Below are 24,914 nucleotides of genomic sequence, written 5' to 3'. Positions count from 1 at the left end.
CCCATGGGTTCCGGAACAGCGAGCAGATCCCCCGCCAGACGCGCCGCGGCCCCCACGCTCGGCGTGCTCACGCTGGCCATCATGAACGTCACCGCCGTCGTCAGCCTGCGCGGGCTCCCCGCCGAGGCCGAGTACGGCCTCACGTCCATCTTCTATTACACGTTCGCGGCGGTGTTCTTCCTCATCCCCGTCGCGCTCGTCGCCGCGGAGCTGGCCACGGGCTGGCCCGAGAAGGGCGGCGTGTTCCGCTGGGTGGGCGAGGCCTTCGGCCCGCGCTGGGGCTTCCTCGCCATCTTCCTGGTCTGGGTGGAGTCCACCATCTGGTTCCCCACGGTGCTCACCTACGGCGCGGTGTCGCTGGCCTTCGTGGGTCCCAACCAGACGTGGGACAAGGCGCTGTCGTCGAACAAGTTCTACACCATCTGCATCGTGCTGGCCCTCTACTGGGCCGCCACGCTGGTGACGATGCGCGGGCTCAAGGCGTCGTCCACCATCTCCAAGTGGGGCGGGCTCATCGGCACCATCATCCCCGCCGGGCTGCTCATCGTGCTCGGGGGGACGTACCTGGCGCAGGGGCGTCCGTTGCAGATCCAGCTCGGCTGGGACAAGGTGATTCCGGACTTCTCGCAGTTCGGCAACCTGGTGCTCGCCGCGTCCATCTTCCTCTTCTACGCGGGCATGGAGATGAACGCGATCCACGTGAAGGACGCGAAGAACCCCAACCGGACGTATCCGCTCGCCATCCTCATGGCCTCCCTGGCCACGGTGGTGGTCTTCGTGCTCGGCACGCTGGCCATCAGCATCATCATCCCCAAGACGCAGATCAACCTGACGCAGAGCCTGCTGGTCTCCTACCGCGACTTCTTCAAGGCCTTCGGCGCGCCGTGGCTGTCCTCCGTCGTCGCGGTGGCGCTGTTCCTCGGCGTGCTGGGCAGCGTCACCGTCTGGGTGTCGGGGCCCTCCGCGGCGCTGGGCGCCGTGGGGCGCGCGGGCTACCTGCCACCGTTCTTCCAGCGGCTCAACAAGCATGGCGCGCCCAGCCACATCCTGCTCGTCCAGGGGATGCTGGTGACGTTCCTCGCGCTGATGTTCGTCATCCTCCCGTCGGTGCAGGCGGCGTATCAAATCCTCAGCCAGCTCACGTCGACGCTGTACCTCATCATGTACGTCATGATGTTCGCCGCGGCCATCTACCTGCGCTACAGCGAGCCGCACACGCCTCGCGCGTATCGCGTGCCGGGGGGCGCGGCGGGCATGTGGGTCATCGGCGGCGCGGGGCTCATCGGCGCGCTCATCGCGTTCGTGCTCAGCTTCATCCCACCGTCGCAGATCAAGGTCGGCAGCCCGCTGACGTACGTGCTCATCCTCATCGCGGGCAACGTGCTCTTCGTGGCCCTGCCGCTCGTCCTGTATGCGCGGCGCAAGGCGAGCTGGCGCACCGCGGCGGGAGCCAAGGACTTCGCGCCCTTCAACTGGGAGAAGCCCGGCGCCCTCGGCCACCCCGGCGCGCCGTCCCTCGACGAGGAGGCCGAGGAGGCGCCCCCTCCGTACGACCACCCCATGCATGCCAGGAGGACTCCCGATGGACACGCCCCCGACGATGGACGCCATCCGTACGGCGACCATTGAAGCCCACCGCGCGTTCCAGGACCTGCGCGAGGGACAGAACGCCCGCTACATCCCGGTGCTCGCGAACGTCAGGCCCGAGCGCTTCGGGCTGGTGGTGATGACCCCGGACGCGCAGGGGGTGGAGGCCGGCGACACGCGCTCCGAGTTCGCCATCGAGTCCATCTCGAAGGTGTTCACCCTGGCGCGTGTGCTCGACGAGGTGGGCGCGGAGACGCTGCGGCGGAAGGTGGGCGACAACCCCACGGGCGAGTCGTTCTCCTCCGTCCACGCGCTCGTGGTGCACGACGGACGTCCGCTCAACCCCTTCGTCAACGCGGGCGCCATCGCCACCGTCAGCCTCGTCCCCGCGACCTCCGCGCAGGAGCGCTGGGAGAAGGTCCACGCCACGATGAGCGCGTTCGCCGGTCGCGAGCTCCCGGTGATGGACGAGGTGTACCGGTCGGAGGCGCGGACCAACCAGCACAACCGCGCGCTGGCGTGGCTGCTCGACAGCAGCCACACGCTCTACAGCGACCCGATGGAGGCCACGGACGTCTACACGCGGCAGTGCTCGGTGGGCCTCACCACGTATGACCTGGCGGTGATGGGCGCCACGCTCGCCGCCGGTGGCATCAACCCCCTCACGAAGCGCCGGGCCGTGAAGGCGGCCCACGTGCCGCGCATCCTCGCGGAGATGACCATGAACGGGCTCTACGACAACACGGGCACGTGGCAGTACGAGGTCGGCCTCCCCGCCAAGAGCGGCGTGGGCGGCGGCGTCCTCGCCGTCGTCCCCGGCAGGCTCGCCATCGCCGCGTTCAGTCCGCCGCTGGACCGCTTCGGCAACAGCGTCCGCGCCCAGCACGCCATCCGCAGGCTCTCCGACGTGCTCGGCCTCAACCTCTTCGCGGCGGCGCGCGAGCCCATCCCCGCGCGCTGAGCCGTGGCACCACTCGACGGCAAAGGCAGACATTTCCACCGACACCATCCCTCTCAAACGAAGACATCTCGCGACGGGCAGCGCCGTCACGCTCTCATCACGCCGACCTCCCTAGGGTGTGCCTTGGCAGCACTCACCCTTGATTGGAGAAGCCCGTGAGCCGTGTCTCGTTCATCACTGTCATTACCCGGTGGTTCGCCCTCTGCCTGAGCCTCGTCGGCGTCCAGGCCCTCGCGGGCCACGCGCCCGTCTCGGATGGGGTCGTCCTCCTCGGCACTGGCACGTCGAACCGCTACATCGTCGTGGGCGGTTCGCCCTTCTACATTCCTCCCGCGCAGTGGAGCGTGTACTCGAGCGCCACCCTGGTCTCGACGCCGCAGGCCACCATCGACTCCTACGAGAAGGTCCCGCGGGACGGCACGCTGATGCGCCAGTACAACATCCCCGGCACCGTCTACGTCGTGGTGGACCGGTGGTTCTGGCGGATTCCGACGACCACGGAGCTGGACTACTGGGACGGGCCGCTGGGCTTCACGCCCATCCAGGACCTGCCCAACAGTGGCTGGGCCGCCAACTTCCACGACTACGCCTACAAGGCCCTGGTCCAGGAGCGCACCGGCGGGACGACCTACCTCTGGATCGCTGGCGCCAAGTACCCCGTCACCAACCCCTCGGACCTCGCCTACTACGGCGGCAGCGGCGCCGTGAAGTACGTCCCCGTGGGGACGCTCGCGGACTACACGCATGTGCCCTGGTGCGGCGCCGTGTTCCGGGAGCGCTCGAGCAGCACGACGTACCTCATCGGCCTCGACCTGACCAACCCCAGCTCGCCCATGTACAAGAGCGCCACCTCGATCCCCGAGCATGGCGCCGTCCCGGATGGCTCCCTCTCGCCCTTCTCGGACCACTCCTCGCTGGCCTGCGTCTGGTAGCGGAGCGACATCCCCCGTCCGCTCAGGGAGGCACGTCGCACCGGCCCTCCCTGAGCACGACTCCGCCCGCGCTCGGGGCGCGCACCCACGGGTCGCGCGCCCCGAAGCATCCGACAGTGGACACTTCGAACGCCGCCCGGAACGGGGAGGCCCCGCGCGCGGGCTACTGGGCCACGGGCACCTGCGCGAGCAGGATGCGGTTGCGGCCGTCGTTGCGGATCTTGTCCGGGTTGGTCAGCGGCAGGCGCGAGTCCGTCTTCGGGTCCCACATGCCCAGCCAGATGTTGAGGGCCTTCGGCGAGGCGTCCGCCGGCAGGTAGATGGAGAACTCGTCCTTGACCACCTCCCCGGGCTTCCACTGCGACGTGGGCAGTCGGCCGTTCGCGGGCGGGTGGTCCATGTTCATCCGCTCCATGCGCCCGCCCACGTCCTCGACGTGGACGAACACGTGGTAGTCCTCCTCGAGCGGCTGGAGCACCTTGAAGTACAGGGTGACCTGGGCGCGCGAACCCGGGGAGATGCGCCCCGGCTCGACCGTGGCCGCGGTCAGCTCCACCTTGCCGCCCAGGTTCGCCCCGTTGCGGACGGACAGGCCGGGAATCTCCTGGACGGTGACCGCGCGGCGCTCCTCGGCGGAGGCCCCTCCGGGGGCCTCGACGATGCAGGCACTGCCCAGCAGGAGGACCGACAGCATGGCGGTGGGGAGGTCGAGACGCATGGCAAAGCGGGGTTCTACCCGGCCAGGGGCGCTGCATCCACCGGCGTGTTGGTGTATGCGGAGCCGCGCATATGAAGACGCCCACGCTCCTCGACGCCCTGGTCGCCCAGGTGCCCCCCGCTCCCTCCCCTGCCCCCACCCCGGGCGGGAACACGACGCAGCCGGGCACCGGCACGCCCCCCACGGAGGGCTTCTCCCCGGGCGACGCGGTGGGCATCGGCGGCGCGGCCCTCTTCGTCCTCCTGATGGTCCTGGCGGCCCGGAAGCTCTTCTTCAAGAAGGCCCCCGCCCCCGCGAAGAAGCCCGGCGTCCCCATCCCCGAGGAGCGCCCCGCCCTCCCCGCCGAGCGCCCCGAGCTGCGCGTGGAGCTGCCGCCCTCGGAGAAGGAGGCCGCCCGCCTGCGCGAGGCCGAGGAGGCCCACACCCGCGCCCAGGAGCTGACCCGCCAGCGCGAGGAGGCCGCCCGCGCGGCCCGGACCACCACCGACACCGCCGAGCGCGCCCGCCTGGAGTCCGAGGCCCGCGCCCTCAAGGAGCGGGAGGAGGAGGAGAAGCGCGCCGAGTACCGCGCCAAGAAGGCCGCCGACGAGGAGGCCAAGGAGCGCCGCAAGCGCGAGCAGGTGGAGGCCCAGCGGCTGCGTGAGGAGGAGCGCGCCCGCGAGGCCGCCGCCGCCGAGGAGGCCCGCCGCGCCGAGGAGGCCGCCGCCCGCGCCAAGGTCGAGGCCGAGGCCGGCCGCACCCTGGCCCAGGGCCTGGACAAGACGAAGAGCCAGGGCTTCATGGCCCGCCTCAACGGGCTGTTCGGCCAGCAGCGTCAGGTGGACGAGTCCGTGCTCGCGGACCTGGAAGAGATCCTCTTCACCGCCGACATCGGCGTGCGCACCGCCAGCCACCTGGTGGACGTGGCCCGCGAGAAGCTCAAGCGCAACGAGCTCAAGGACCCCGAGCGCATCAAGGCCCTCATCCGCGAGGAGGTGGCGCGCATCGTCGACCTGCCCGTGCCCCGCACGCTGGAGGGCGGCGGCCCGCCGCACGTCGTCATGGTGGTGGGCGTCAACGGCGCCGGGAAGACGACCACCATCGGCAAGCTGTCCGCGAAGCTGACCCGGGAGGGCAAGAAGGTGGTGCTGGCCGCGGGCGACACCTTCCGCGCCGCCGCCACCGAGCAGCTCGACGTGTGGGCCGCGCGCGCCGGGGCGCCCATCGTCAAGGGCGTGGAGGGTGGAGACCCGGGCTCCGTCGTCTTCGAGGCCGTGAAGAAGGCCCAGGCCGACGGCGCCGACGTCGTCATCGCCGACACGGCGGGACGGCTCCACACCAAGGCCCCCCTCATGGAGGAGCTGAAGAAGGTCAAGCGCGTGCTCGACAAGGCGCTGCCCGGCGCGCCGCACGAGGTGCTGCTGGTGCTCGACTCCACCAACGGCCAGAACGCGATTCAGCAGGCCAAGCAGTTCCACGAGGCCGTGGGCGTCACCTCCATCGCCCTCACCAAGCTGGACGGCACCGCCAAGGGCGGCGTCATCATCGGCATCTGCGACGAGCTGAAGCTGCCCGTCGTCTGGGTGGGCGTGGGCGAGAAGGTCGCCGACCTGCGCCGCTTCGAGCCGCGCGAGTTCGTCCAGGCCCTCTTCGACTGACGCGCCGTCACTGCCCCAACAGGCCCGGCAGCACCTCTTCCAGCATCTGCTTCATGGCGGGGTCGAGCGCCTCCAGGTCGTCGACGCTCATCCCGCCGCCGCTCCCGCCGCCCAGCGCCCCCATCACCGAGCCCAGGTTGGGCAGGCCCAGGTCGTCGTCCCCGTGCGCCTCGTTCCACCAGCGCACGCGCAGCCGCTCCAACTGCTTGGCGTGCGTGGGGCTCGCCTTCGCCAGCTCCTTGGTGAAGCACTCCTTGCACGTCCACTTGAAGCGGTACGTGTCCACGTAGGTGCGCAGGCCCTGGAAGAAGGCCGCGTCCCCCACCAGCTTGCGCGACGCGTGGTGCAGCATGGGCGCCTTGGCGTAGACGAGCGCGCCGTACTCCGTCTCGTTGTCGAAGTCCCCCGTGGGCCGGTCCGCGCGGCCGTCCTCGCCACCCGACAACCGGTACATGTGGTACGGCGACACGAGCAGCTCCTTGCGCTGCGCGTCCGCCGCCGCCTTGCCGTGCTTCCACTCGACGTAGAGCAGCGCGGCGTACTGCGCCAGGGACTCGTCCACCACCGGCATGTGGATGGGGTCCGAGCCCACCAGCCCCGCGAAGTACTGGTGCGCCACCTCGTGCGCCACGGTGAACTCGAGCGTGCGCTCCAGCATCTCCCCCAGGTGCGCGAAGGGGCTCTCCGCGCCGCCCTGCTGCCCCAGCGCCTCCAGCAGCTCCTTCATGCCGTCCAGGTTGCCCAACCCACCCAGCAGCGCCGAGGGGTCCGTCACCCCGCGGTACAGCGACGTGGCGACGGTGATGAGCCCGGGGAACTCCATGCCTCCCGCGCCTCCGGACAGCGGCGCCTCCACCACGCGGAAGTGCGTGTACGGCAGGGGCCCCATCCGGCGCTCGAACTCCGTCAGCGCCGCCGTGGCGTACTTCAACACGCGCTCGCCCACGTCCTTGTCCCGCGCGGCGTAGTGGCTCTCCACCGTGACGCCGTTCACCGTGGCGGTGGAGACCTCGTAGCCCCGCGACACGAGGATGGGGAAGTCACGCACCGCGGCCGCCGCGAAGGCGAACCGCACGCGCCCGTCGCGCTCGGGCACGTCGCCCATGGGCGCGCCCGTGGCGTGGACCGTCCACCCCGAGGGCACGGTGACGGACGCCAGCACGTGGGCCGGCGGGTACAGCGCCAGGTCCCCGATGCCCTGCGGCCCGGCCCACGGCTGCCCCTTGTCGTCCATGGGCGGCACCTGGGGGACGACCCCCACCAGGCTGAGGAAGTCCGCCGTCGCGGAGAAGGCCCCGTGGTCCCCCCCCTGCGACTGCCCTCCGCCCAGCCCGCCCAGGAGCATCTTCCCGGGAGGCTCCCCCTTCGGCGCCACCGCGCGCACCGCCACGTCGAGCACCGCCGCGGCGCCGGGCGGCACCGGCTCGTCGAACCGGTAGCGGTACAGGGTGGGCTCCGGCTGCTCCAGGACGATGGGCTGCTTGCCCAGGCGCGCGTCGGACAGCACCACCCGCTTGCCGCCCTGCGCGTTGGGCGTCACCCGCAGGTACAGCTCGGTGAGGGGCTTGCCGCGCGCCAGCACCTCCACCTGGACGCGCCCCTTCGCCTCGCGCGCGGCCGGGTCCACCTCCAACTGCACCCGGTAGCGCGGCAGCTCCTCCAGCGGCCCCAGGGCCTTCTGGGCCCGCTCCCGCTCCGAGGGCTTGAGGTGCTGGAGGCTGAGCTGGACCTCCGGAGGGACGTCCCCCCGGGCCTCGCGGCCGGGGAGCATGCACAGGAGCAGCAGGCAGGGCAGGAGCGTCCGCATCCCGCCATGCTAATTGACCCGGGCCACCGAGGCTCGTCTAGCCTGGACCCGCCATGCACCTTCGAACCCTTGCCCTGGCCTCCGCCGCCCTGGGGCTGTTGGCGTGCGCCCACAAGGCCCCTGCCCCAGCCCATTCCTCCACGCCTCGCGCCGTCCGCCTCCTCGTGGACACTCCCCCGCAGGAGACCCTGACCTTCGAGAAGATTCGGGAGGACGTGGAGGTGGACACGGACGAGGGCGAGCGCACGCCTCGCGTCGTCACCTACGCGGAGACGCCGGTGCTCCGCCTGGAGGGCCAGCGCGCCCGCCTCTACGGCGACGCGAAGGCCACCCTGGGCTTCAGCGTGGACAACTTCATCCTGCTGGAGGTCCTGGACCCGAAGGGCCAGGTGAAGCGCCGCGGCGTGGTGGGCTTCACCGAGAACGTCCACATGGGCCAGGAGCTGGTGGACAACGTGGGCAGCCGCGCCTTCAGCTTCGAGCCCGGCGAGGTGGACATCACGGAGCTGCTGCCCGAATCCGACCCCTTCCAGCTGCGCGCCACGGTGCTGGACTCGTGGGGCGTGGGCCGGGTGACGGACGTCTACATCGTCTTCTCCGCGCCCCAGTCCCGCCCCGTCGACGACCTGCGGGGCGAGTGAGGCGCGCGCGGGCCCGGGACACGGGCCCGCGGACCGGCTCAGAAGCTCACGGCCTGGAGCCGGGGCAGCCCGAAGGCCCCCTGGCGGCGGACGGCGCGGATGCCGCCCACGACGCTGTCACAGCTACCGGGGTTGCAGACGGCGTCCGGGTTCGTGGCCTTGATGCCCGGCTCCTGCGTCGCCATCACCGCGCCCACCGTGCCCGCCGCCACCACCGCGCCCACGCCCGCCCACACGTACCAGCGGCTGTACCAGGGCTTGCTGGTGTCCTCCGACACGCTCGGGTCCTCCGGGTCCGGGAACGCCAGGGGGTCCGTCGAGTCGTCGTCCACCGCGCTGCGCGTGGGGTCCAGCGACGTCCGGGTGGGCGCGTCGCCGTCGCGGCCGGCGATGGCCGAGTCCACGAGGGGCCGCATGCGCCCCGCCAGCTCGTAGCCCGTGCCGGCCAGCACGTTGATGGTGTGCACGTCGGGCTTGAAGCCCGGGGCGCGGAACTCGATTTCGTGACGGCCCGGCTTGAGCAGGATGTCCCGCTGGGGCACCGGCCCCACCTCGACGCCGTCCACCACCAGCGTGGTGCCGGGGATGTCCGCCACCGCCTGGGCGATGCCCATGGTGGGCTCCAGCGCCACGCGCACGTCGGTGGACACGCCCGGCTTGGCGTCGATGCGCCGCGTGTAGTCGGCGTAGCCCGGCTTGCGGACCACGAGGGCGTGGTCACCGGGGGAGACCTCGAGCGACATGGGGGCCGCGCTGAGCGTCCCCACCTCGCGGCCGTCCAGCGTCAGCTTCGCGCCCCGGACGTTGCCGGAGATCGCCACCACCAGCTCCGTCTTCATCGGGGCCAGCGGCGCGAGCAGATCATCATCCGCGGTGGCGGCGGGCTTCTTCGTCTTGGAGCCCTTGGCGGTGGTGGCCGCCGGCGCCTTGGTGCGCGCGGGCTTCTTGGTCACCTTCTCCGGCTTCTTCTTCTTCACCACCTTCGTCTTCGGCTTCGAGGTGGACTTCGACGGCTGGGGCGTGAGGGGAGCGAGCAGGTCGTCATCCTGCGCGAACGCGGACGACGGCATCGCCAGGACGGCCACCAGGGAGAGAAGGACGCAGCGTCGGAAGCTCATGACGGGACCGAAGGTTAGAGAGTCATCCGAGGGGAATCAAACGGAGTCCCCTGCTCTCGTCCATTAAGCCAAGATTCGCGCCCCATGCACCGCGCCCTGCCCACCCTGGCCCTCGGCCTCAGCGTCCTGTCCCTCACCGCGTGTCCCGCCAAGGCTCCACCCACCACGGAGACACGGGCCCCACCTCCACCTCCCATCCGCGTCCCCCCGGGCTGCGAAGCCAGCCAGGCGGGCGAATACCACCACGCGGACAACCCCGCGTTCCGCTACCACGGTGAGGACGCCCGCGGGACGTTGACGCTGGCGGTGCTGCGCGCGCGCGCCGACGGCGGCACGGAGTCCCCGGACGCCAGCACGGCGAACATCGTCGTGGAGCGCACCCCCGCGGGCTTCGTGGGTCAGACACACGCCACGGGCTTCACCGGCTCCGGCGCGCCCTGCCCCGTCACCTTCCCCACGGAGGTCGTCGCCTGTGACGACGCGGGCCTCACGCTGCGCTCGGTGGCGAGCACCTCCATCGACGAGGGCTGCCAGCCCTCCCGGTCCGGAGCGCCGCCCGTGCGGCTGCAGCAGGTGCTGTTGAGGGACTCGCCGGACGCGGGCACGTAGGCCCGCGTCCACCGCGGAGCGCCCGCGCGAGGTGACGCGCCCCCAGGAGGCCCGTCACCCGTCAGCGCGGGTCCCCCGGCTCAGGCCGCGCGGCGGGCCTGCTCGTCGGCGGCGTTCACCGCGGGGCTCGCGTCGGAGAGCTTCACCCGGCCCGCCAGGCCCTGCAGCAGGCTGGAGGCGCCCACGTACAGGAAGCCGCCCAGGAACAGGACGATGAAGGGCACCGACGTGTAGATGCGCGCGTCGATGGCGAACCACAGCGCGCCGGAGAAGTAGGCCGCGAAGAGCAGCTCCACCACCGGCATCAGCGTCTTGCTGCCGCGGTACGCCTTCTTCACCGCGATGACCTTCTTGCCCTCGGCGCCCGTCTTCGGCGTGCGGGCGAAGCCCGACTGCTGGTTGAGCAGCGCCTCGGCCACCGCCTTCGCGTTGTTGATGGCCAGGCCGATGCCCAGGCTCATCAGGAAGGGCAGGTACTTGAGCTGCTCCCAACCGTGCACGCCCCGCTCGCGCTGGGCGGCCACGTAGAAGAAGCACACGCTCGCGGTGGCGGTGATGAAGAACGGCAGGTCCAGGAACAGCGTGCCGTACAGGCCGTGCTGGAAGCGCACCACCATGCTGATGGGCATCAGCACGGACAAGAGCACCATCAACAGGTACGCCATGTTGTTGGTGAGGTGGAAGAACGCCTCACGCTTCACCACCAGGGGCAGGTCGCTCTTGAGGATGGTGGGGAGCAGCTTCTTCGCCGTCTGGATGGAGCCCTTGGCCCAGCGGTGCTGCTGGCTCTTGAAGGCGTTCATGTCCACCGGCACCTCGGCCGGGGAGATGACCTCCGGGAGGAACACGAACTGCCAGCCCTTCAACTGGGCGCGGTAGCTCAGGTCCAGGTCCTCGGTCAGCGTGTCGTGCTGCCACCCGCCTGCGTCGGCGATGGTGTTCCGGCGCCAGATGCCCGCGGTGCCGTTGAAGTTGAAGAAGCAGCCGGAGCGGTTGCGCGCCGTGTGCTCGATGATGAAGTGGCCGTCCAGGAAGATGCTCTGGGCCTGCGTGAGGATGGAGAACTCACGGTTGAGGTGGCCCCAACGCACCTGGACCATGCCCACCTTGTCGTCGGAGAAGAACGGCACGGTGCGCAGCAGGAAGTCCGGGCTGGGCACGAAGTCCGCGTCGAACACCGCGACGAAGTCGCCCTTCGCCGTCTTCAGGCCGTTCTCCAGCGCCCCCGCCTTGAAGCCCTCGCGGTTGGTGCGGTGGAGGTAGACGATGTCGTGGCCCTTCTGCCGGTGACGCTCCACGCACGCACGCGCGATGCCACACGTCTCGTCCGTCGAATCGTCGAGGACCTGGATTTCCAGCAGGTCGCGCGGGTAGTCGATGCGACACACCGACTCCACCAGGCGTTCCACCACGTACATCTCGTTGAAGATGGGCAGCTGGATGGTGACGCGCGGAAGCTCCTTCAGCGGGCCCTTGGGCGTCGGCAGCTTGAACTTGTGCCGGTAGTACAGGAACGCCATTCGGTACCGGTGCGAGCCGTAGACCGCCAGCACGCACAGGACGCTGAAATAGACGCCCAGGAAGATGATCTCGACGGTGGTCATCAGTGACGCTCAGCCCCTCCCGCGCGGCCCCCGTGGCCCGCGGTCCTTCCATGCGCGGCGGCACCGGATTCCCGTCTCACGCCGACCGCCGCCTCCTGGGTCCGCAGAGCCCCCGCCCCGTATGTACCCGAAAAGACAAGGCTTTGACCTTCCGGGACTGATCGGCGCCGGACAATAGGGAGGCGTCAAGGGCGTGTCAAATTATTCCCGGACTTTGAACGTTCCGTTCACGTGGGGGTGACACCTCGCGTCAAAGGGTCACCTCCCTCTCCAGGAGGGAGCGTCGGGGCCAGGCGACGCTCCAGGGCGGGAAGCCTCCAGGCGTCAGACGACGGCGCGGCGGGGCTCGGCGATGGTGGGGACCGGTGCGACAGCCGGCGCGTCCATGATACCGGCCTCGTCCCGGGTCGCCAGCGCGAGGATGCGCTCGACCAGCTCCGGGAAGTCCAGGCCGGCCTGGGTGGCGATGCGCGACAGGAGGCTGGTGGCGGTGAAGCCCGGCAGCGTGTTGACCTCCAGCACCACGTCGTTCTCCGTGTCCGAGCACAGCAGGTCCACCCGGCCGTAGCCGCGGCAGCCCAGCGCGCGGTACGCCGCGAGCGCGAGCGACTCCACGTTGGCCACGCGGGTGGCGGACAGCCGGGGGGGCAGGAAGTAGCGCGAGCCGCCCTTGTACTTGGCGTCGAAGTCGAAGCCCTCGCGCGGGGTGGCGACCTCGCAGCTCCCCAGCACCCGGTCGCCGAGGATGCCCACCGTCACCTCACGCCCGGCGACGAAGCGCTCCACCAGCGCGGAGCCCCCGAAGCGGCAGGCCTCCGCCACCGCCCCCACGAGCGCGCCGGGCTCGCGCACCACGGCCAGCCCCACCGACGAGCCACCACACGCGGGCTTCACCACGCAGGGGAAGCCCAGGTCGCCGTGCAGCTCCAGCGCGCGCGCCGCCTCGTCCCGGCCCACGCGGTAGCCCTGGGGCGTGGGCAGGTTGTGCAGCCGGAAGAGCTTCTTCGCCATGGGCTTGTTCATGGCCAGCGCCGAGGCGAGCACGCCGGAGCCGGTGTACGGCAGCTCCAGCAGCTCCAGGAGCCCCTGCACCCGGCCGTCCTCGCCCATGCGGCCGTGCAGCGCCACGAAGGCCACGTCCAGCTCCGCCGCGCGCAACGCCCGGTCCAACCCCGGCCCCGCGAAGACGCGGGTGACGTGGTGGCCCCGGGACTCGAGCGCCGCGACCACGGCCTCTCCCGTCTTGAGCGAAATCTCCCGCTCCTCGCCCCATCCCCCCATCAGCACTCCGACGCGCTTGCCCATGTCGATACGACCTCCTGGGCGCGCCTCAGAGCATGGGGGATGCCAACGTCACGCAGGCCGTGGGGCCGGGACGCGGGGTGCGGCTCCCCGTCACGACGGGGGGTTACGACTCGGCGGCCGTGTCCGCGCGGCCGTGTCCGGGAGGCCACGGCGCGGCAGGGCGACCACGTGCGACGCGGGGCTGTAGAAACGACCGCCCCGCCCCTCGCTCACCCGCCGTCCGGCGGACCGGCGTCGGGCAGGCCACCGTCGGCGCCGCCGTCGACCGGGCCGGCGTCGCCGGCGTCGGACGAGCCCGCGTCACCGCCGCCGTCGGGACGGCCCGGGGAGTCGCTCTTCACGCACGCGTCGTCGCGGCAGACGTACCCCTCGAGGCACTGGTTGCGGTCGTCGCAGGGCTGGCCCTCCTCGTCGAAGTCGACGAGGAGGCTGCACGCGGAGAGGCCCAGGCAGAGGGCCACCAAGGAGGCTCGGACAGGAAGGAGACGGCGCATGGCTAGTAATTCCGGAGATCGTCTTCGTCGATGGAGGGACGCTTCTTGTCTTCGTCCTTCTTCCGCCGCTCCTCGTCCTCGCGCTTGCGCTTCGCCTCTTCCTCGCGCTTGCGCGTGGCGTCGGCCTGGCGCTCCGCCTCCGCGTCCTCCTGCTTGCGGCGCTCCTCCAGCTCACGGCGCTGGCGCTCCACCTCCTCGCGGCGCTTGCGCAGCTCCTCCTCGCGGCGGGCCTCGTCCTCGCGACGCGCGTCCTGCGACGACTTCGCGGGCGGGGGCGGCGGCTCGGCGGGGGTCTGCTTCGCCGGGGGCGGCGGCTCGGCGGGGGTCTGCTTCGCCGGGGGCGGCGGCATGGGGAGCGAGTCGTTCAGCGGCTTGGTGCCCTTGGGCGGGGGCGGCATGGCCAGGGAGTCGCTCTTGGCGGCCGGGGGGGACGGCTTCGTCGACGTGGCGGCGGGCCGCGCCTTCGGCTCCGGGGGCGGCGCGCTGATGCGGGTCGTGGACCTGGAGCTGCTGCCGGAGCCCCCCCCCGCGAACGCGAAGTAGCTGCCCAGGCCCGCGGCCACCGCGCCCGTCAAGAGGCCGATGTCCGCCACCAGCGCGTACGTCTTGCCCGTGTCCTTGATGTCCTTGGCGCGGGAGCTGTTCTGCACGGCGCGGTGGAAGTCGTCCTCCTTCGACGAGGCCTCCATGCCGAAGTAGATGCCGCCGGCCAGCAGCGCCACGCCCGTGGCCATCAGCACGTAGCCGGTCGTCTTGCGGTTGGAGCTGGCCGCCGGCGCGAAGTGCGTCACGGGCTTGCCGGCCTGGCGCGGCGTGTCCGTGGCGAGCAGGCCCGTCAGCAGGGGCTCGGAGCCGGTGGCCATGGCGTCGCCGCGCGGCACCGGGCCGACGGCGTACGCGAGGTTGTGGCCATCCGCCACGTCGATGCGCAGCGCCGTCACCTGCAGCGGCGCGGTGCCCGTGCCGCCACTCACCAGCAGGGCCAGCACCTGGGGCACGCCCGCGAGCGCGCCCAGCTCCCGCAGGGCCACGTCCCGGTCCGCGGCGTCCGGCTTGCGCGTCACCCGGTCGCCCACGGTCTGCAGCGCGCGCAGCGAGGCGACCGGCGCGAGCGTCAGCGCGGTGTCACCCTCGCGCGCCCGCTGCTGGCCCACCGCGAAGCCCGGCGCCATCACCGTGACGTAGTGGTCCGCCGCCGTCAGGCCGGACAGGGACACGGGGGAGACGCCGCGGAACTGGCCATCCACGTACACCTGCGCGGGCACCGGCTCCGTCGTCACCGTCAGCGTGCCCGTGGAGCCCCCCAGCGCCGCCTTGCGCTCCTTCTCCACGAAGGCCATGTCGTCCGGCGGGAAGAAGTTGGGCGAGAACTGCGCCCGGGGGTCCGCCGCCAGGATGGAGCGGATCTCCAACTGCGCCGCGGTGCTCTCGCCGTTGGCCACCTGCGAGGCCGCCTTCATCACCCGCGCGCGGCTCAGCTCGCCGAACGCGCGCGACAGGTCGCTGGCCTCGTAGTCCTTGGCCGCCGCGTCGAACTGCTCGAGCGCCTTCTGCGTGTCCAGCTCGTCGTAGGCCTTCTGGCCCTCCTTCATGGCCTCCGCGCCCGCGGCGGCCTTCGCCTCGCGAGCCCGCTGGCCGTCGGCGTCGAGGGCGTCCGACAGCCGCACCAGCTCCAGCCGTCCGGAGCGCGCCACCGCCTGCTCCGCCCAGTACGCCAGCCGCGCCGCTTCCGTGCGCGAGGCCGCGTCCAGGGGGATGGCCACCACCGTCACGGACGACGCCGACGCGGCGGAGGTCACGGCCCGGGGCGCCAGCCGCAGAGGAAGGTTGCCCTGCGCGGCGGCGGGCCCCACGGCCAGCATTCCCACCAGCCACCCGCTCAGGGCCGCGTGTACCGCGCGCTTGCTCGAAGGTCGCATCACTCGTTCACCTTTTCCCTGGGCCCATCAAACGGAGTGTGCAGGGAAATGCAAGGGGGAAGGAGTCGTCAACGACCCTCGGCCCGCGCCGGCGCCCGTCCGGGGGCGGAGACGAGGCCGTTGAGGTACTCGAGCGCGACCTTGAGCTGGTAGTCCTTCAATGAGGCTGTGGCGTCGAAGGGCTTGAGGTTGTCGGGCAGGCCCCGGGCCGAGGCCGGGGTCGACGCCGGCTCCGAGGACGCGGTCGGCTCCGCGCGGAAGTGGCGCTGCAGGTCCTTCTCCCGGGGCGCGTCGCGGCCCGACTTGCCGTTGGGCTCGTCCGGCACCTGGTGGTCCGGGGTGATGCCGCGCTCCTGGATGCTGCGGCCCTTGGGCGTGTAGTAGCGGGCGATGGTGAGCTTCAGCCCGGAGCCGTCCTCCAGTTCGATGACGGTCTGCACGCTGCCCTTGCCGAAGGTCTGCGTGCCCAGGATGGTCGCGCGGCCGTGGTCCTGGAGCGCGCCCGCCACGATTTCGGACGCGGACGCGCTGCCGCCGTTGACGAGCACCACCAGCGGGTAGTCCTTCTCCGTGTCGCGGTCCTTGGCCCGCTCCTCCGTCGAGTTGCGCCCGTCGCGCCCGCGCGTGGAGACGATGACGACGTTGCCCGCCAGGAAGCGGTCGCTCACCGCCACCGCCTGGTCCAGGAGGCCCCCGGGGTTGTTGCGCAGGTCCAGCACCACGCCGCGCAGCTCCTTGCCCCCGTTGAGTCCCCGCAGCCGGTCCAGCTCCTTGCGCAGATACACGTCCGTGCGGTCCTGGAAGTTCTTCACCCGCACGTGGGCGAAGCCGCCGTACAGCTCGCCCTCCACGGAGACGATGCGGATGTGGTCGCGGATGATGGCGAGCTCCCGCGGCGCGGTGAAGCCCTGGCGCATGATGCCCAGCAGCACGCGCCCGCCCGCGGGGCCCCGCATCTTCTGCATGGCCCGCCCCACGTCCATGCCGCGCGTGCTCTCCCCGTCGATGCTCACCAGCTCGTCGCCCGCCTTGACGCCCGCGCGCGCCGCCGGCGTGTCGTCGATGGGCGCCACGACGATGATGCGCTCGTTCTTGCGCGCGATTTCGATGCCCAGCCCGCCCCACTCGCCCGAGGTGTCGATCTTCATCTCCCGGAACACCTCCGGGGGCATGAAGACGGTGTGAGGGTCCAGCGTGTTGAGCATCCCCTGGATGGCGCCGTAGACGAGCCGCTCGCGGTCCGGCGCCTCCACGTAGTTGTTCTCCACGTACGACAGCACGCGCGCGAACGTGTCGAGCTGGCGGTAGGTGGCGTCGTCCTTCTCCGCCCGCTCCGCGCGCCCCGGCGGCCTCGGCCCCGCGTCCTTCTTGTCGTCGGCGGCAGCGAGCCCGGACAGCAGGAGCAACGCGGCCAGCGCCGCGCGCCATGGCTGGTGGAGACCTGTCACGTCGGTACGTCCTTTCGCGAGGAGGCTCGGAGGGCGTACCAGTCTATACCCGGGCCTCAGAGGCCCGAGACATCCGCGAAGCGCACCAGGTGCGACACGAGCGCGTCCGGCTGCTCCATCTGCGGCACGTGGCCGAAGCCCTCCACCACCCGCACCTGCGCGTGCTCCGGCAGGTGGCGCCGGAACCAATCGAGCGAGCGCGAGGGCAACAGCCGCTCGCTGCCGCCCCAGATGAAGAGCACCGGCATCGCCAGGCCGCGGACCGCCTCCGGGGCCAGGCTGAGCCTCGACGCCAGCGCCTCCGCGGTGAGCGCCTTCACCGTGGGTGTGTCGTAGAAGCGCCGCAGCTCGTTCGCGAGCAGCAGCGCCGGCAGGGGCGTCTGGTGGAAGAGCCGCTTCGTGAAGGCGCGCGCCTCGGCGGGCGAGCTCACGTCGAACGCGTTGAGCAGCGCCTGGTTCTCCGCCTCCGGGAGCTCCGCGCCCGCGGGGGCCACCAACGCGAGCGCGAGCACCCACCGGGGGTCCTCCGCCGCGAGGTTCACCGCCATCGCCCCGCCCAGCGAGTTGCCCACCACGAAGGCCGGCGCCCCCACCACCTTCTCCACGAACGCGCGCAGCACGCCGAACTGGTTGGCGACACACACCTCGCCGCCACAGTACTCGTTGGAGAAGCCGTGCCCGGGCAGGTCCGGCGCCACCACACGCGAGAAGCGCTTCGCCAGCCCGAAGAACGTGCGGCTGAACCCGTTCGCCGAGCCCCCCAGCCCGTGGATGAGCAGCACCGGGGGCCCGCTCCCCTGCCCCTTCAGCGAGTAGTAGTGGACCGCCTGCCCGTCCAGGTCGACCGTCTCCGACTCCACGCCCCGCGCGACCAGCACCCGCCGCAGCGCCTTCTGCATTCCGCCCATCAGGTCCATGCGTCCAGCCCCTCCTCCCCACACCTCCGTGGGATGCCTCGATGATAATGCGCACGTCCCCGCCACGCCGCAGTGCGTCAGGGCGTAGGGCTCAGCCACAGCGCGGGGTCGACGGCCTGACCGCCCTTGCGGACCTCGAAGTAGAGGTACGCCCCCTTGAGGGAGCCGGTGTCCCCCACCTCGCCCACCACCTCGCCCGCGGAGATGGGAGCGCCGAGCGGCGGGTGGATGGTGGACAGGTGGGCCATGAGGGTGTGGTAGCCGTCGCCGTGGTCGAGGATGAGCAGGTTGCCGTAGCCGCGCAGCGCGCCCGCGTAGACGACGGTGCCCTCGGCCACGGCCTGCACGGGCGCGCCCGCCGGGGCGCGGATGTCCACGCCCTTCTGCACGGTGACGGTGTTGAAGCGCGGGTTGACCACCTTGCCGAAGCCCACCTCGACGATGCCGCGCGTGGGCCGGGGCAGCTTGCCGCGCAGCGCGCCGAAGCCGGAGGCCGCGGGGGCCTCCTTCAGGTCGCGCACCACCTGGGTGAGCTCCGCGTCGGCCTGCTCCAGTTCGCGCACCGCGCGCCGGGCCAGCTCCGCCTCGCCCGCCAGCGAGCCCACCACCTCCTCCAGCGCTTCGTGCTGCGCGCGGGCCAGCCGCTCCTGCTCCTGGAGGAAGGCGACGCGCGTGGACAGCGAGGACTGGAGGCGCTTGAGCTCCTTCAGGGACTGGCGTTGCAGGTGGGCCACGCGCTGCACGCCGCGCAGCAGCTCCAGGTCGCCGGACATGCTGGCCTCCAGCGCCCGCGCGCGCCACACCAGCGCGGCGAAGTCCTCCGCGGACAGGAGCACCTCCAGCGGCCGGCGGCGCATCACCCGGTACAGGGTGCGCAGCCGGGGCGACAGCCTGCGCAGTTGCACGCGCAGGGCCTCGCGCAAGAGCAGCTCCTCGCGCTCGGCCAGCACCACGCGCTTGCGGAACACCACGAGGTCCGACTCCAGCGCGCGCACCCGCCGCCGGGAGAAGGCCACCATCTCCTCCATCAGCTCCAGGCCCTCCAGTACGGAGAGCTTCTTGGATTCGATGAGCGCCAGCGTCGCGCGCTGCGCGGAGAGCCGCTCGCGCAGCGCCGCCTGCTCCGCCTGTTCGTGCTGCTGCGCGAGCGCGGAGGGGCTGACCAGCACCAGGGCCAGGGCGAGGAGGGAGGCCAGCCGGCTCATACGCGCAGGAAGCGCCCCACGGCGACGAAGCTGCCGCCCAGCCCCAGGCCACACCCGGCGCCCACCAGCTCCAGCGCCAGCCGGGGCTCCACCCAGGCAGCGCCCACGCCCGGCCCCAGCAAGAAGGCGAAGAGCGAGCCCAGCGTCGGGCCCATCACCCTGCCGAAGGCCCACAGCCCCAACAGCGCCACGCCCGCGCCGAGCAGCCCCTGGAGCAGGCCCTCCAGCAGGAAGGGCGCCTTGACGAAGCGGTCGGTGGCGCCCACCAGCTTCTGGATTTCGATCTCCTCGCGCCGCGAATAGATGGCCAGTTGGAGCGTCGCCCCGACGATGACGACGGTGGCCGACAGCACCACCGCGAAGGCCACCAGCGCGCCGAAGCGCAGCGCCCGGGCGATGGCCGTCAGCCGCTCCACCGCCGCCTCGCCGTAGTCCACGCCCGACACGCCCGGCAGCGCGCGCAGCTCCTTCGCCAAGGACTGGAGCGCCTCCGGGGTGCGGTCCTCGGGCGGCACGCGCAGCTCCAGCGTCGCGGGCAGCGGGTTCTCCGGCAGCTCCGCCAGCGCCTCGCCCAGGTCGCCCAGCTCCTTGCGCAGCCGCGTCAGCGCGGCCTCGGGCGGCACCAGCGACACCTGGCCGTGGCTGAGGGCCTCCACGCGGGCGCGCACGCCGTGCGCCTCGTCCTGGCCCAGCTCCGGCGCCAGGTACACCGTCACCTCCACCTCGCCGCCCAGGGAGGCGAGCAGGTTGTCCAGGAGCCGGGCGCCCCCGCGCGCCAGCCCCGCGGCGAACAGGGCGATGGCGATGGTCGTCACCGCGATGAAGTGGACGAAGGGCGAGTGCTTGAGGCCCACCGCCGCCGAGCGCCAGAAGTACCGCGTCTTCGCGAACGCGCTCATACCACCATCCGCCGCGCCGCCTTGACGCCGTCCTCGTCGGAGACGATCTGCCCGCGCTCCAGCCGCACCGTGCGCTTCTGGTAGCGCGACAGCAGCGTGGCGTCGTGCGTGGCCACCATCACCGTGGTGCCGCGCACGTTCACCTGCGTGAGCAGGTCCATGATTTCGACGGTGAGGGCCGGGTCCAGGTTGCCCGTGGGCTCGTCCGCCAGGAGGATGGTCGGGTCGTTCACGAGCGCGCGCGCGATGACCACGCGCTGCTGCTCTCCACCCGACAGGCGCAGGGGGAACGAGTCCGCCTTGTGCTCCAACCCCACCAGCTTGAGCATCCGGTGCACCTTGTCGCGCGCCTCGGCCCGGGGCACGCCCAGCACGTCCAGCGTGAAGGAGACGTTGTCCTCCACCGTCCGGTGCGGCAGCAGCTTGAAGTCCTGGAACACGACGCCGATGTTGCGCCGCAGGTAGGGCACCGCGGACTCGCGGATGCGGGCGATGTTGCGCCCCCCCACGAGAATCTGGCCCTTGGTGGCCTTCTCCGCGCAGAAGATGAGCTTGAGCAGCGTCGTCTTCCCCGCGCCGGAGGGGCCGGTGAGGAAGACGAACTCACCCTTCTCCACGCTGAGGTTGATGTCCGAGAGCACCGGCGGATCGCCGGGATACGCCTTGTAGACGTGGAAGAATTGAATCATGGCGCGGCGCGGAAGGACGCCAACCTATCACGGCCGGGCGCGTGGGACCCACGCACGCCCGGCGGGAGAAGGCGGGCATCCCCATCCCACCCCGGACAACCCCTGTACGACGGTCTCCTGCAATGAGCGAGCAGCCCCAGCGGAGCGCGACGACGGGACTGCGGGTGGGCCGCTTCGCGCCCCCGGAGTGGCCTCCATCATCTACAGGTACAGGGTTCCCCCCGGCCTCGATGGACCACCCCGCCACGGCCTCCGCGTAGATGGGGGATGGGGACGCATCGCGGCCCCGGAGTAGCCGCCAACCTCTACAGGGTCCTCCCCGGCCTCCACACTCTCTTCGGCCTCGACGACCGCCCCGCCGCGTCGATGTCCCTGTGATGGTTCACCGAGGCCGTGCCCTCACATGGCCGGCCGCGCTGCCCGGGGTGATCTTCCCGCTCATGGGTGCCTTCGACACGGACAACCCCGCCGCCACCCTGGGCCGCACCACCCTGCCCTTCATCGCCCCGTACATCTTCCGCTTCATGGGCGGCCTGGCCCCTGGGCACGGGGGCATGGAGCAGTGGGGCCTGCACCGCCGCATCGCCCTGCGCATCGTGCGCCGTCGGCACCGGCCCACTGCGCCTGCTGTTCGGCATGCTGGCGGCCACCGCCGCCGTGTCGCCTCGCCGTGGAGCTCGCACACAGCCATCGTGGTGGCTGTGGTGACCATCGGCATCGCGCTGCGCACGCAGCCGAAGACGGCCGAAGGACTCGAGCTGGAGCAATTCGGCGCGGCGCTGATGCTGGCCGTCGCCTACGGCTCCAACATCGGCGGCATCGGCACCAAGAGCCTCAGTCTTCGCCGGGGTCGTCTCGCCACGGCTGGGCTCGGACGTGGGCTTCATGGAGGGAATCCCCGCTGCGTTTCCCTTCGTGCGCGTCTTCCTCCTCCTGACGTGGGCAATGCTGTGGCGTTGGGCCCGTCGAAGCCACCTGGGACAGGGCGGCGGCGACGTCATCGCCCGCGAGCTGACCCGCCTGGGCCCGATGGCGCGAGGACGGTGGGCGAGGTGCTCCTCGTCGCTGCGTGTGGTGGAGCGGCGGCGCCCCGATGAGAGAGCGCCTCGCGAGCCCAGCCGCGAGCGCGCTCCACGGCGTCAAGGCAGGCGGCAACCACTGCGAGACGACCGTGGCGGCGCTTGGCGCGCTGGCACTCATCCCCCTGCGGCGACCGACTATCCGTGGCGGCGCTGCGCATCTCCCTGCGGTGGCTGTCCGTGGCGGCGCTGCGGCGCGTGTCGTGGGACAGCATGCCGCTCGGAGGCGACGGTGGCGCTGCTCATCTCCCTGCGGCGCGTGCCGTGGGACCGCTTGCCGCTCGGAGGCGACGGTGGCGGTGCTCATCTCCCTGCGGCGGCTGTCCGTGACGGCTCTGCTACCGGTGCCGTGGGACCGCTTGCCGCTCGGAGGCGACGGTGGCGGGGCTCATCGCCTTGCGGCGGCTGTCCGTGACGGCTCTGCTACCGGTGCCGTGGGACCACTTGCCGCTTGGAGGCGACGGTGGCGATGCTCATCTCCCTGCGGCGACGCTGTGGCTCGTGCCGTGGAACGCGCTGCTGCCGCTGGGAGTCGACTTCGCGCGGCCCGCAGGCACGCGGCCCAACGCCATCGTGTTCGGCAGCGGCGTGGTGCGACTGCCGGCGATGATGCGGACCTGGGTGCTGTCGGACCTGCTCGCGGCGGGAGTGTTCACCGTGTACGGCGCCACCTGGGTCCAGCGGGTGCTGCCCTGAGGCGGGAAGTGTCGACTTCCCGACGATGACGTCCCGCGGCAAGGAGGCCACGGGACGTCGCTTCGCGTGGGGCTACTGCTCGCCCTCGCCCGCGAGATAGCTGAGGATGACCTCGTCGAGGCTCTTCTCGGAGATGAGGTCCTCTCCGAAGAGCGTCTCCACGCCCACCTCGTTGATCTTCGGCTTCTCCTTGAGGGCGCGCGCGGCGGCGACCTCCGGAGGGAGCAGGGGCGCCACGGGGGCCACGACGGGGGCCGGCTGCACCACCTTGGGCGCCATGGACTGGCCCGCCTGGAGCTTCACCTGGGCCTCCGCCTCCGTGGCGAGCTGGCCCGGCTGGTAGTGGCGGACGGCGGACTCGTAGTTGTCGTACACGCCGTTGATGAGGTTGCGCAGCATCTCCTTGTGCTGCTCCTCCATCAGCTCGCGCACGACCTCCGCCAGGCTCTCCGCGTTGAGGATGTCCGAGTAGGACGTCTTCTTCGACGCGAGGATGTTCCCGCCCACGAACAGGTGGGTGATGATGTGGGGATTGTTGACGCCCGAGTCCTCGGTCTGGACGTGGTAGACCTTCCCCTTGTGCTTGATGTTGTGGTTGAAGCCGGTGACGGCCTTCTCGAAGGTTTTCGTCATTGCCGAGTGGGCGGAACGTACCAGCCACCTCCGCACGACACAAGGTAAGCGTCATCCCCTTCCACCCACGCCCGCCCGCCCGGCGCGTCCGGCCGCCCGCGAAAGGTTTGCGCGCCCACCTGGCGTGCGACCTGGGGCCGGCACGTCTCACCCCTCCGTCCGTTGAAAACCCAAAAGCGGCTAGGGTACGTACAAGCCTTCGGGGTGGCCTTCACCCACTCCAACGTCCAGGACCCCACGGATGAAGAAGACGAACGAGATCGAGGACAAGGTCCGACTCCAGGACGCGCAGACGCTGGCGCAGGGTTACTCGCCCGCAATCCGCGCGATGGAGATCGGCGCCATCGTCAGCTTCGTCACGCTGGAGCTGGTGCTGGTGTATCGGCTCTACAACAACCCACACGGAGGCCCCTGGCTGCTGCTGGGCGCGGTGCTGCTGGGCTACCTCGCCGCGGACTTCGTGTCCGGCTTCGTCCACTGGATGGGCGACACCTGGGGCTCGACGGAGATGCCGGTGCTGGGCAAGGCCCTCATCCGCCCCTTCCGCGAGCACCACGTCGACGAGAAGGCCATCACCCGCCACGACTTCGTGGAGACCAACGGCAACAACTGCCTCATCTCCCTGCCGGTGGCCATCATCGCGGTGTGCATGCCGCTGACGAGCTCCGGGTGGGTGTTCAGCGCCAGCTTCCTGGGCGCGATGATCTTCTGGGTGATGGCGACCAACCAGTTCCACAAGTGGTCGCACATGGACACGCCGCCGGCCGCCATCGGCTTCCTGCAGCGCGTGCACCTCATCCTCCCGCCGGAGCACCACCGCATCCACCACACCGCGCCCTTCAACAAGTACTACTGCATCACCGTGGGCTGGATGAACCGGCCGCTGACGATGGTGAGCTTCTTCCCGGTGCTGGAGCGGCTGGTGACGTGGGCCACGGGACTGGTGCCGCGCGAGGACGACATCGGCGACGAGGCCGCCAAGGCGCTGCAGGCGGCCCAGGCCGGCGCCGAGGCCCCCGTGGTGCAGGTGGCCAAGGAGCTGCTCACCAAGGCCGCCACCGCCACCGCGGAGGAGCCCGCTCCCGCCAGCACGCGCCCCTCCGCCTGACGGGGCGCCGCGCCGTCCTCAGAACTTCAGGTCCACCTGCTCGGCCGTCGCGATGGGACGGCCGAGGAAGCGCGCCCCCACCTCCGTGAAGCGCTCCGGCACGTCCGTCACGTAGTACGCGTGGGACGGCGCCGTGTCCCGCGCGGGCGCCAGCAGGCCCTTGCCCGTCAGGAGCGCCACCACCGCCTCCGCGGTGGCCTCCGCCGAGTCCACCAGCGCGACGTCGGGCCCCACCACCTCCGCGATGACGCCCTTGAGCAGCGGGTAGTGCGTGCAGCCCAGCACCAGCGTGTCCACGCCCTCGCGGGCGAACCCACCCAGGTACTCGCGCGCCGTCAGCAGGGGCACGTCCCCGGTGGTCCACCCCTCCTCCGCCAGCGGCACGAAGAGCGGACAGGCGCGGGCCTTCACCCGCACCCGCGGGTCCCCCGCCTCCAGCTCCCGCTGATACGCCCCGGAGCGGATGGTGCCCGGCGTGCCGATGACGCCCACCCCCCCGCCCCGCGTGCGCGCCAGGGCGGCCCGTGCGCCGGGCTGGATGACGCCCACCACGGGCACCGGCAGCACCGCCTCCAGCGCCGGCAGCGCCACCGCGGAGGCCGTGTTGCACGCCACGACCAGCGCCTTGATGCCCCGCTCCAGCAGGAACTCCGCGTTCTTCAGCGAGTAGCGCGTCACCACCTCGCCGGACTTGGTGCCGTAGGGCACGCGGGCCGTGTCCCCCAGGTACACGGTGCTCTCGTGGGGCAGGTGCTCCATGAGCGCCTTGAGGACCGTCAACCCACCGACACCCGAATCGAACACCCCAATGGGACTGTGGCTGTCTTGCCGCATGGGGGGTGTCCCTATCACGTTTGATGCCAGCGACACCGGCCGCCCCGAACGACGAGAGGGCCAAGGCTTGCGCC

Annotated in this window: 23 protein-coding genes; 9 read left to right on the top strand and 14 right to left on the bottom strand. The window is 71.4% G+C overall.

The genetic code is table 11. The features are described from left to right. Window positions 1-3: 3 nt before the first annotated feature. The 3 genes from gadC (at window position 4) to LZ198_RS39050 (ending at window position 3,480) form a co-directional block, all read left to right on the top strand. Complete coding sequence (gene gadC / locus LZ198_RS39060; protein WP_253977253.1) at window positions 4-1,629, top strand: putative glutamine/gamma-aminobutyrate antiporter GadC; 1,626 nt, start codon at window positions 4-6, stop codon at window positions 1,627-1,629. After that, on the top strand, window positions 1,583-2,548 hold the full coding sequence (gene glsA, locus LZ198_RS39055; RefSeq protein ID WP_253977252.1) for a glutaminase A: 966 nt from the start codon (window positions 1,583-1,585) through the stop codon (window positions 2,546-2,548). The genes gadC and glsA overlap by 47 nt, the downstream gene beginning before the upstream one ends. Before the next feature lie 155 nt (window positions 2,549-2,703). After that, complete coding sequence (locus tag LZ198_RS39050) at window positions 2,704-3,480, top strand: hypothetical protein (protein WP_253977251.1); 777 nt, start codon at window positions 2,704-2,706, stop codon at window positions 3,478-3,480. A gap of 163 nt (window positions 3,481-3,643) precedes the next feature. Here the strand turns inward: LZ198_RS39050 and LZ198_RS39045 are convergent, their stop codons facing one another. Further along, window positions 3,644-4,198: a hypothetical protein gene (locus tag LZ198_RS39045; protein ID WP_253977250.1), complete on the bottom strand. Its 555-nt coding sequence runs from the start codon at window positions 4,196-4,198 to the stop codon at window positions 3,644-3,646. Window positions 4,199-4,269: 71 nt separating this feature from the next. On the opposite strand from LZ198_RS39045, the gene ftsY reads away from it, so the two are divergent. Further along, entirely contained in the window at window positions 4,270-5,835 is a 1,566-nt protein-coding gene (gene ftsY / locus LZ198_RS39040; RefSeq protein WP_253977249.1) for a signal recognition particle-docking protein FtsY, read from the top strand. 7 nt (window positions 5,836-5,842) lie between these two features. Here ftsY and LZ198_RS39035 read toward each other — a convergent pair whose 3' ends face one another. Then, on the bottom strand, window positions 5,843-7,642 hold the full coding sequence (locus LZ198_RS39035; RefSeq protein ID WP_253977248.1) for a M1 family aminopeptidase: 1,800 nt from the start codon (window positions 7,640-7,642) through the stop codon (window positions 5,843-5,845). Window positions 7,643-7,695: 53 nt separating this feature from the next. Here LZ198_RS39035 and LZ198_RS39030 point away from each other — a divergent pair, with 53 nt between their 5' ends. Beyond that, on the top strand, window positions 7,696-8,283 hold the full coding sequence (locus tag LZ198_RS39030) for a hypothetical protein (protein WP_253977247.1): 588 nt from the start codon (window positions 7,696-7,698) through the stop codon (window positions 8,281-8,283). A 38-nt stretch (window positions 8,284-8,321) separates the two neighbouring features. Here LZ198_RS39030 and LZ198_RS39025 read toward each other — a convergent pair whose 3' ends face one another. After that, entirely contained in the window at window positions 8,322-9,401 is a 1,080-nt protein-coding gene (locus tag LZ198_RS39025; RefSeq protein ID WP_253977246.1) for a PEGA domain-containing protein, read from the bottom strand. 84 nt (window positions 9,402-9,485) lie between these two features. Here LZ198_RS39025 and LZ198_RS39020 point away from each other — a divergent pair, with 84 nt between their 5' ends. Beyond that, entirely contained in the window at window positions 9,486-10,010 is a 525-nt protein-coding gene (locus tag LZ198_RS39020; RefSeq protein ID WP_253977245.1) for a hypothetical protein, read from the top strand. Between the two features lie 80 nt (window positions 10,011-10,090). On the opposite strand, the gene LZ198_RS39015 is transcribed toward LZ198_RS39020, so the two are convergent. From LZ198_RS39015 to ftsE, 9 genes are all read right to left on the bottom strand, one after another. Beyond that, entirely contained in the window at window positions 10,091-11,614 is a 1,524-nt protein-coding gene (locus tag LZ198_RS39015; protein ID WP_253977244.1) for a cellulose synthase family protein, read from the bottom strand. A gap of 324 nt (window positions 11,615-11,938) precedes the next feature. Next, complete coding sequence (locus LZ198_RS39010; protein WP_253977243.1) at window positions 11,939-12,919, bottom strand: D-alanine--D-alanine ligase; 981 nt, start codon at window positions 12,917-12,919, stop codon at window positions 11,939-11,941. 209 nt (window positions 12,920-13,128) lie between these two features. Beyond that, window positions 13,129-13,380, bottom strand: coding sequence for a hypothetical protein (locus tag LZ198_RS39005; protein ID WP_253977264.1), 252 nt, complete (start codon window positions 13,378-13,380; stop codon window positions 13,129-13,131). Between the two features lie 35 nt (window positions 13,381-13,415). After that, window positions 13,416-15,332 (bottom strand): PEGA domain-containing protein, encoded by a 1,917-nt coding sequence (locus tag LZ198_RS39000; RefSeq protein WP_253977242.1) that lies wholly within the window; start codon window positions 15,330-15,332, stop codon window positions 13,416-13,418. A gap of 68 nt (window positions 15,333-15,400) precedes the next feature. Beyond that, window positions 15,401-16,780, bottom strand: coding sequence for a S41 family peptidase (locus LZ198_RS38995; protein WP_253977241.1), 1,380 nt, complete (start codon window positions 16,778-16,780; stop codon window positions 15,401-15,403). Between the two features lie 56 nt (window positions 16,781-16,836). Next, window positions 16,837-17,697 (bottom strand): alpha/beta fold hydrolase, encoded by an 861-nt coding sequence (locus LZ198_RS38990; RefSeq protein WP_253977240.1) that lies wholly within the window; start codon window positions 17,695-17,697, stop codon window positions 16,837-16,839. 77 nt (window positions 17,698-17,774) lie between these two features. Further along, window positions 17,775-18,902, bottom strand: a complete 1,128-nt coding sequence (locus LZ198_RS38985) for a murein hydrolase activator EnvC family protein (protein WP_253977239.1) — start codon at window positions 18,900-18,902, stop codon at window positions 17,775-17,777. Continuing rightward, window positions 18,899-19,801: a cell division protein FtsX gene (locus LZ198_RS38980; RefSeq protein WP_253977238.1), complete on the bottom strand. Its 903-nt coding sequence runs from the start codon at window positions 19,799-19,801 to the stop codon at window positions 18,899-18,901. Before LZ198_RS38980 ends, LZ198_RS38985 begins: the two co-directional genes overlap by 4 nt. Beyond that, a complete protein-coding gene (ftsE, locus tag LZ198_RS38975) occupies window positions 19,798-20,490 on the bottom strand; it encodes a cell division ATP-binding protein FtsE (RefSeq protein WP_253977237.1) in 693 nt (230 codons plus the stop codon). The genes LZ198_RS38980 and ftsE overlap by 4 nt, the downstream gene beginning before the upstream one ends. A gap of 440 nt (window positions 20,491-20,930) precedes the next feature. Between ftsE and LZ198_RS38970 the strand changes: the two genes are divergently transcribed. Both LZ198_RS38970 and LZ198_RS38965 read left to right on the top strand, forming a co-directional pair. After that, entirely contained in the window at window positions 20,931-21,587 is a 657-nt protein-coding gene (locus tag LZ198_RS38970) for a transporter permease (protein ID WP_253977236.1), read from the top strand. Window positions 21,588-21,947: 360 nt separating this feature from the next. After that, window positions 21,948-22,265 (top strand): hypothetical protein, encoded by a 318-nt coding sequence (locus LZ198_RS38965; RefSeq protein WP_253977235.1) that lies wholly within the window; start codon window positions 21,948-21,950, stop codon window positions 22,263-22,265. Window positions 22,266-22,337: 72 nt separating this feature from the next. Here LZ198_RS38965 and LZ198_RS38960 read toward each other — a convergent pair whose 3' ends face one another. After that, the gene (locus tag LZ198_RS38960; RefSeq protein WP_253977234.1) at window positions 22,338-22,898 is read right to left on the bottom strand and encodes a hypothetical protein; all 561 of its coding nucleotides are present in this window, start codon (window positions 22,896-22,898) and stop codon (window positions 22,338-22,340) included. A 241-nt stretch (window positions 22,899-23,139) separates the two neighbouring features. Here LZ198_RS38960 and carF point away from each other — a divergent pair, with 241 nt between their 5' ends. Next, entirely contained in the window at window positions 23,140-24,006 is an 867-nt protein-coding gene (carF, locus tag LZ198_RS38955; protein ID WP_253977233.1) for a plasmanylethanolamine desaturase, read from the top strand. Window positions 24,007-24,024: 18 nt separating this feature from the next. On the opposite strand, the gene murI is transcribed toward carF, so the two are convergent. Then, the gene (murI, locus tag LZ198_RS38950) at window positions 24,025-24,840 is read right to left on the bottom strand and encodes a glutamate racemase (protein ID WP_253977232.1); all 816 of its coding nucleotides are present in this window, start codon (window positions 24,838-24,840) and stop codon (window positions 24,025-24,027) included. Between the last annotated feature and the right edge of the window lie 74 nt (window positions 24,841-24,914).

Source organism: Myxococcus dinghuensis (genome assembly GCF_024198235.1).
GTDB lineage: Bacteria > Myxococcota > Myxococcia > Myxococcales > Myxococcaceae > Myxococcus > Myxococcus dinghuensis.
This window is presented reverse-complemented; position numbering and strand designations above follow the sequence as displayed.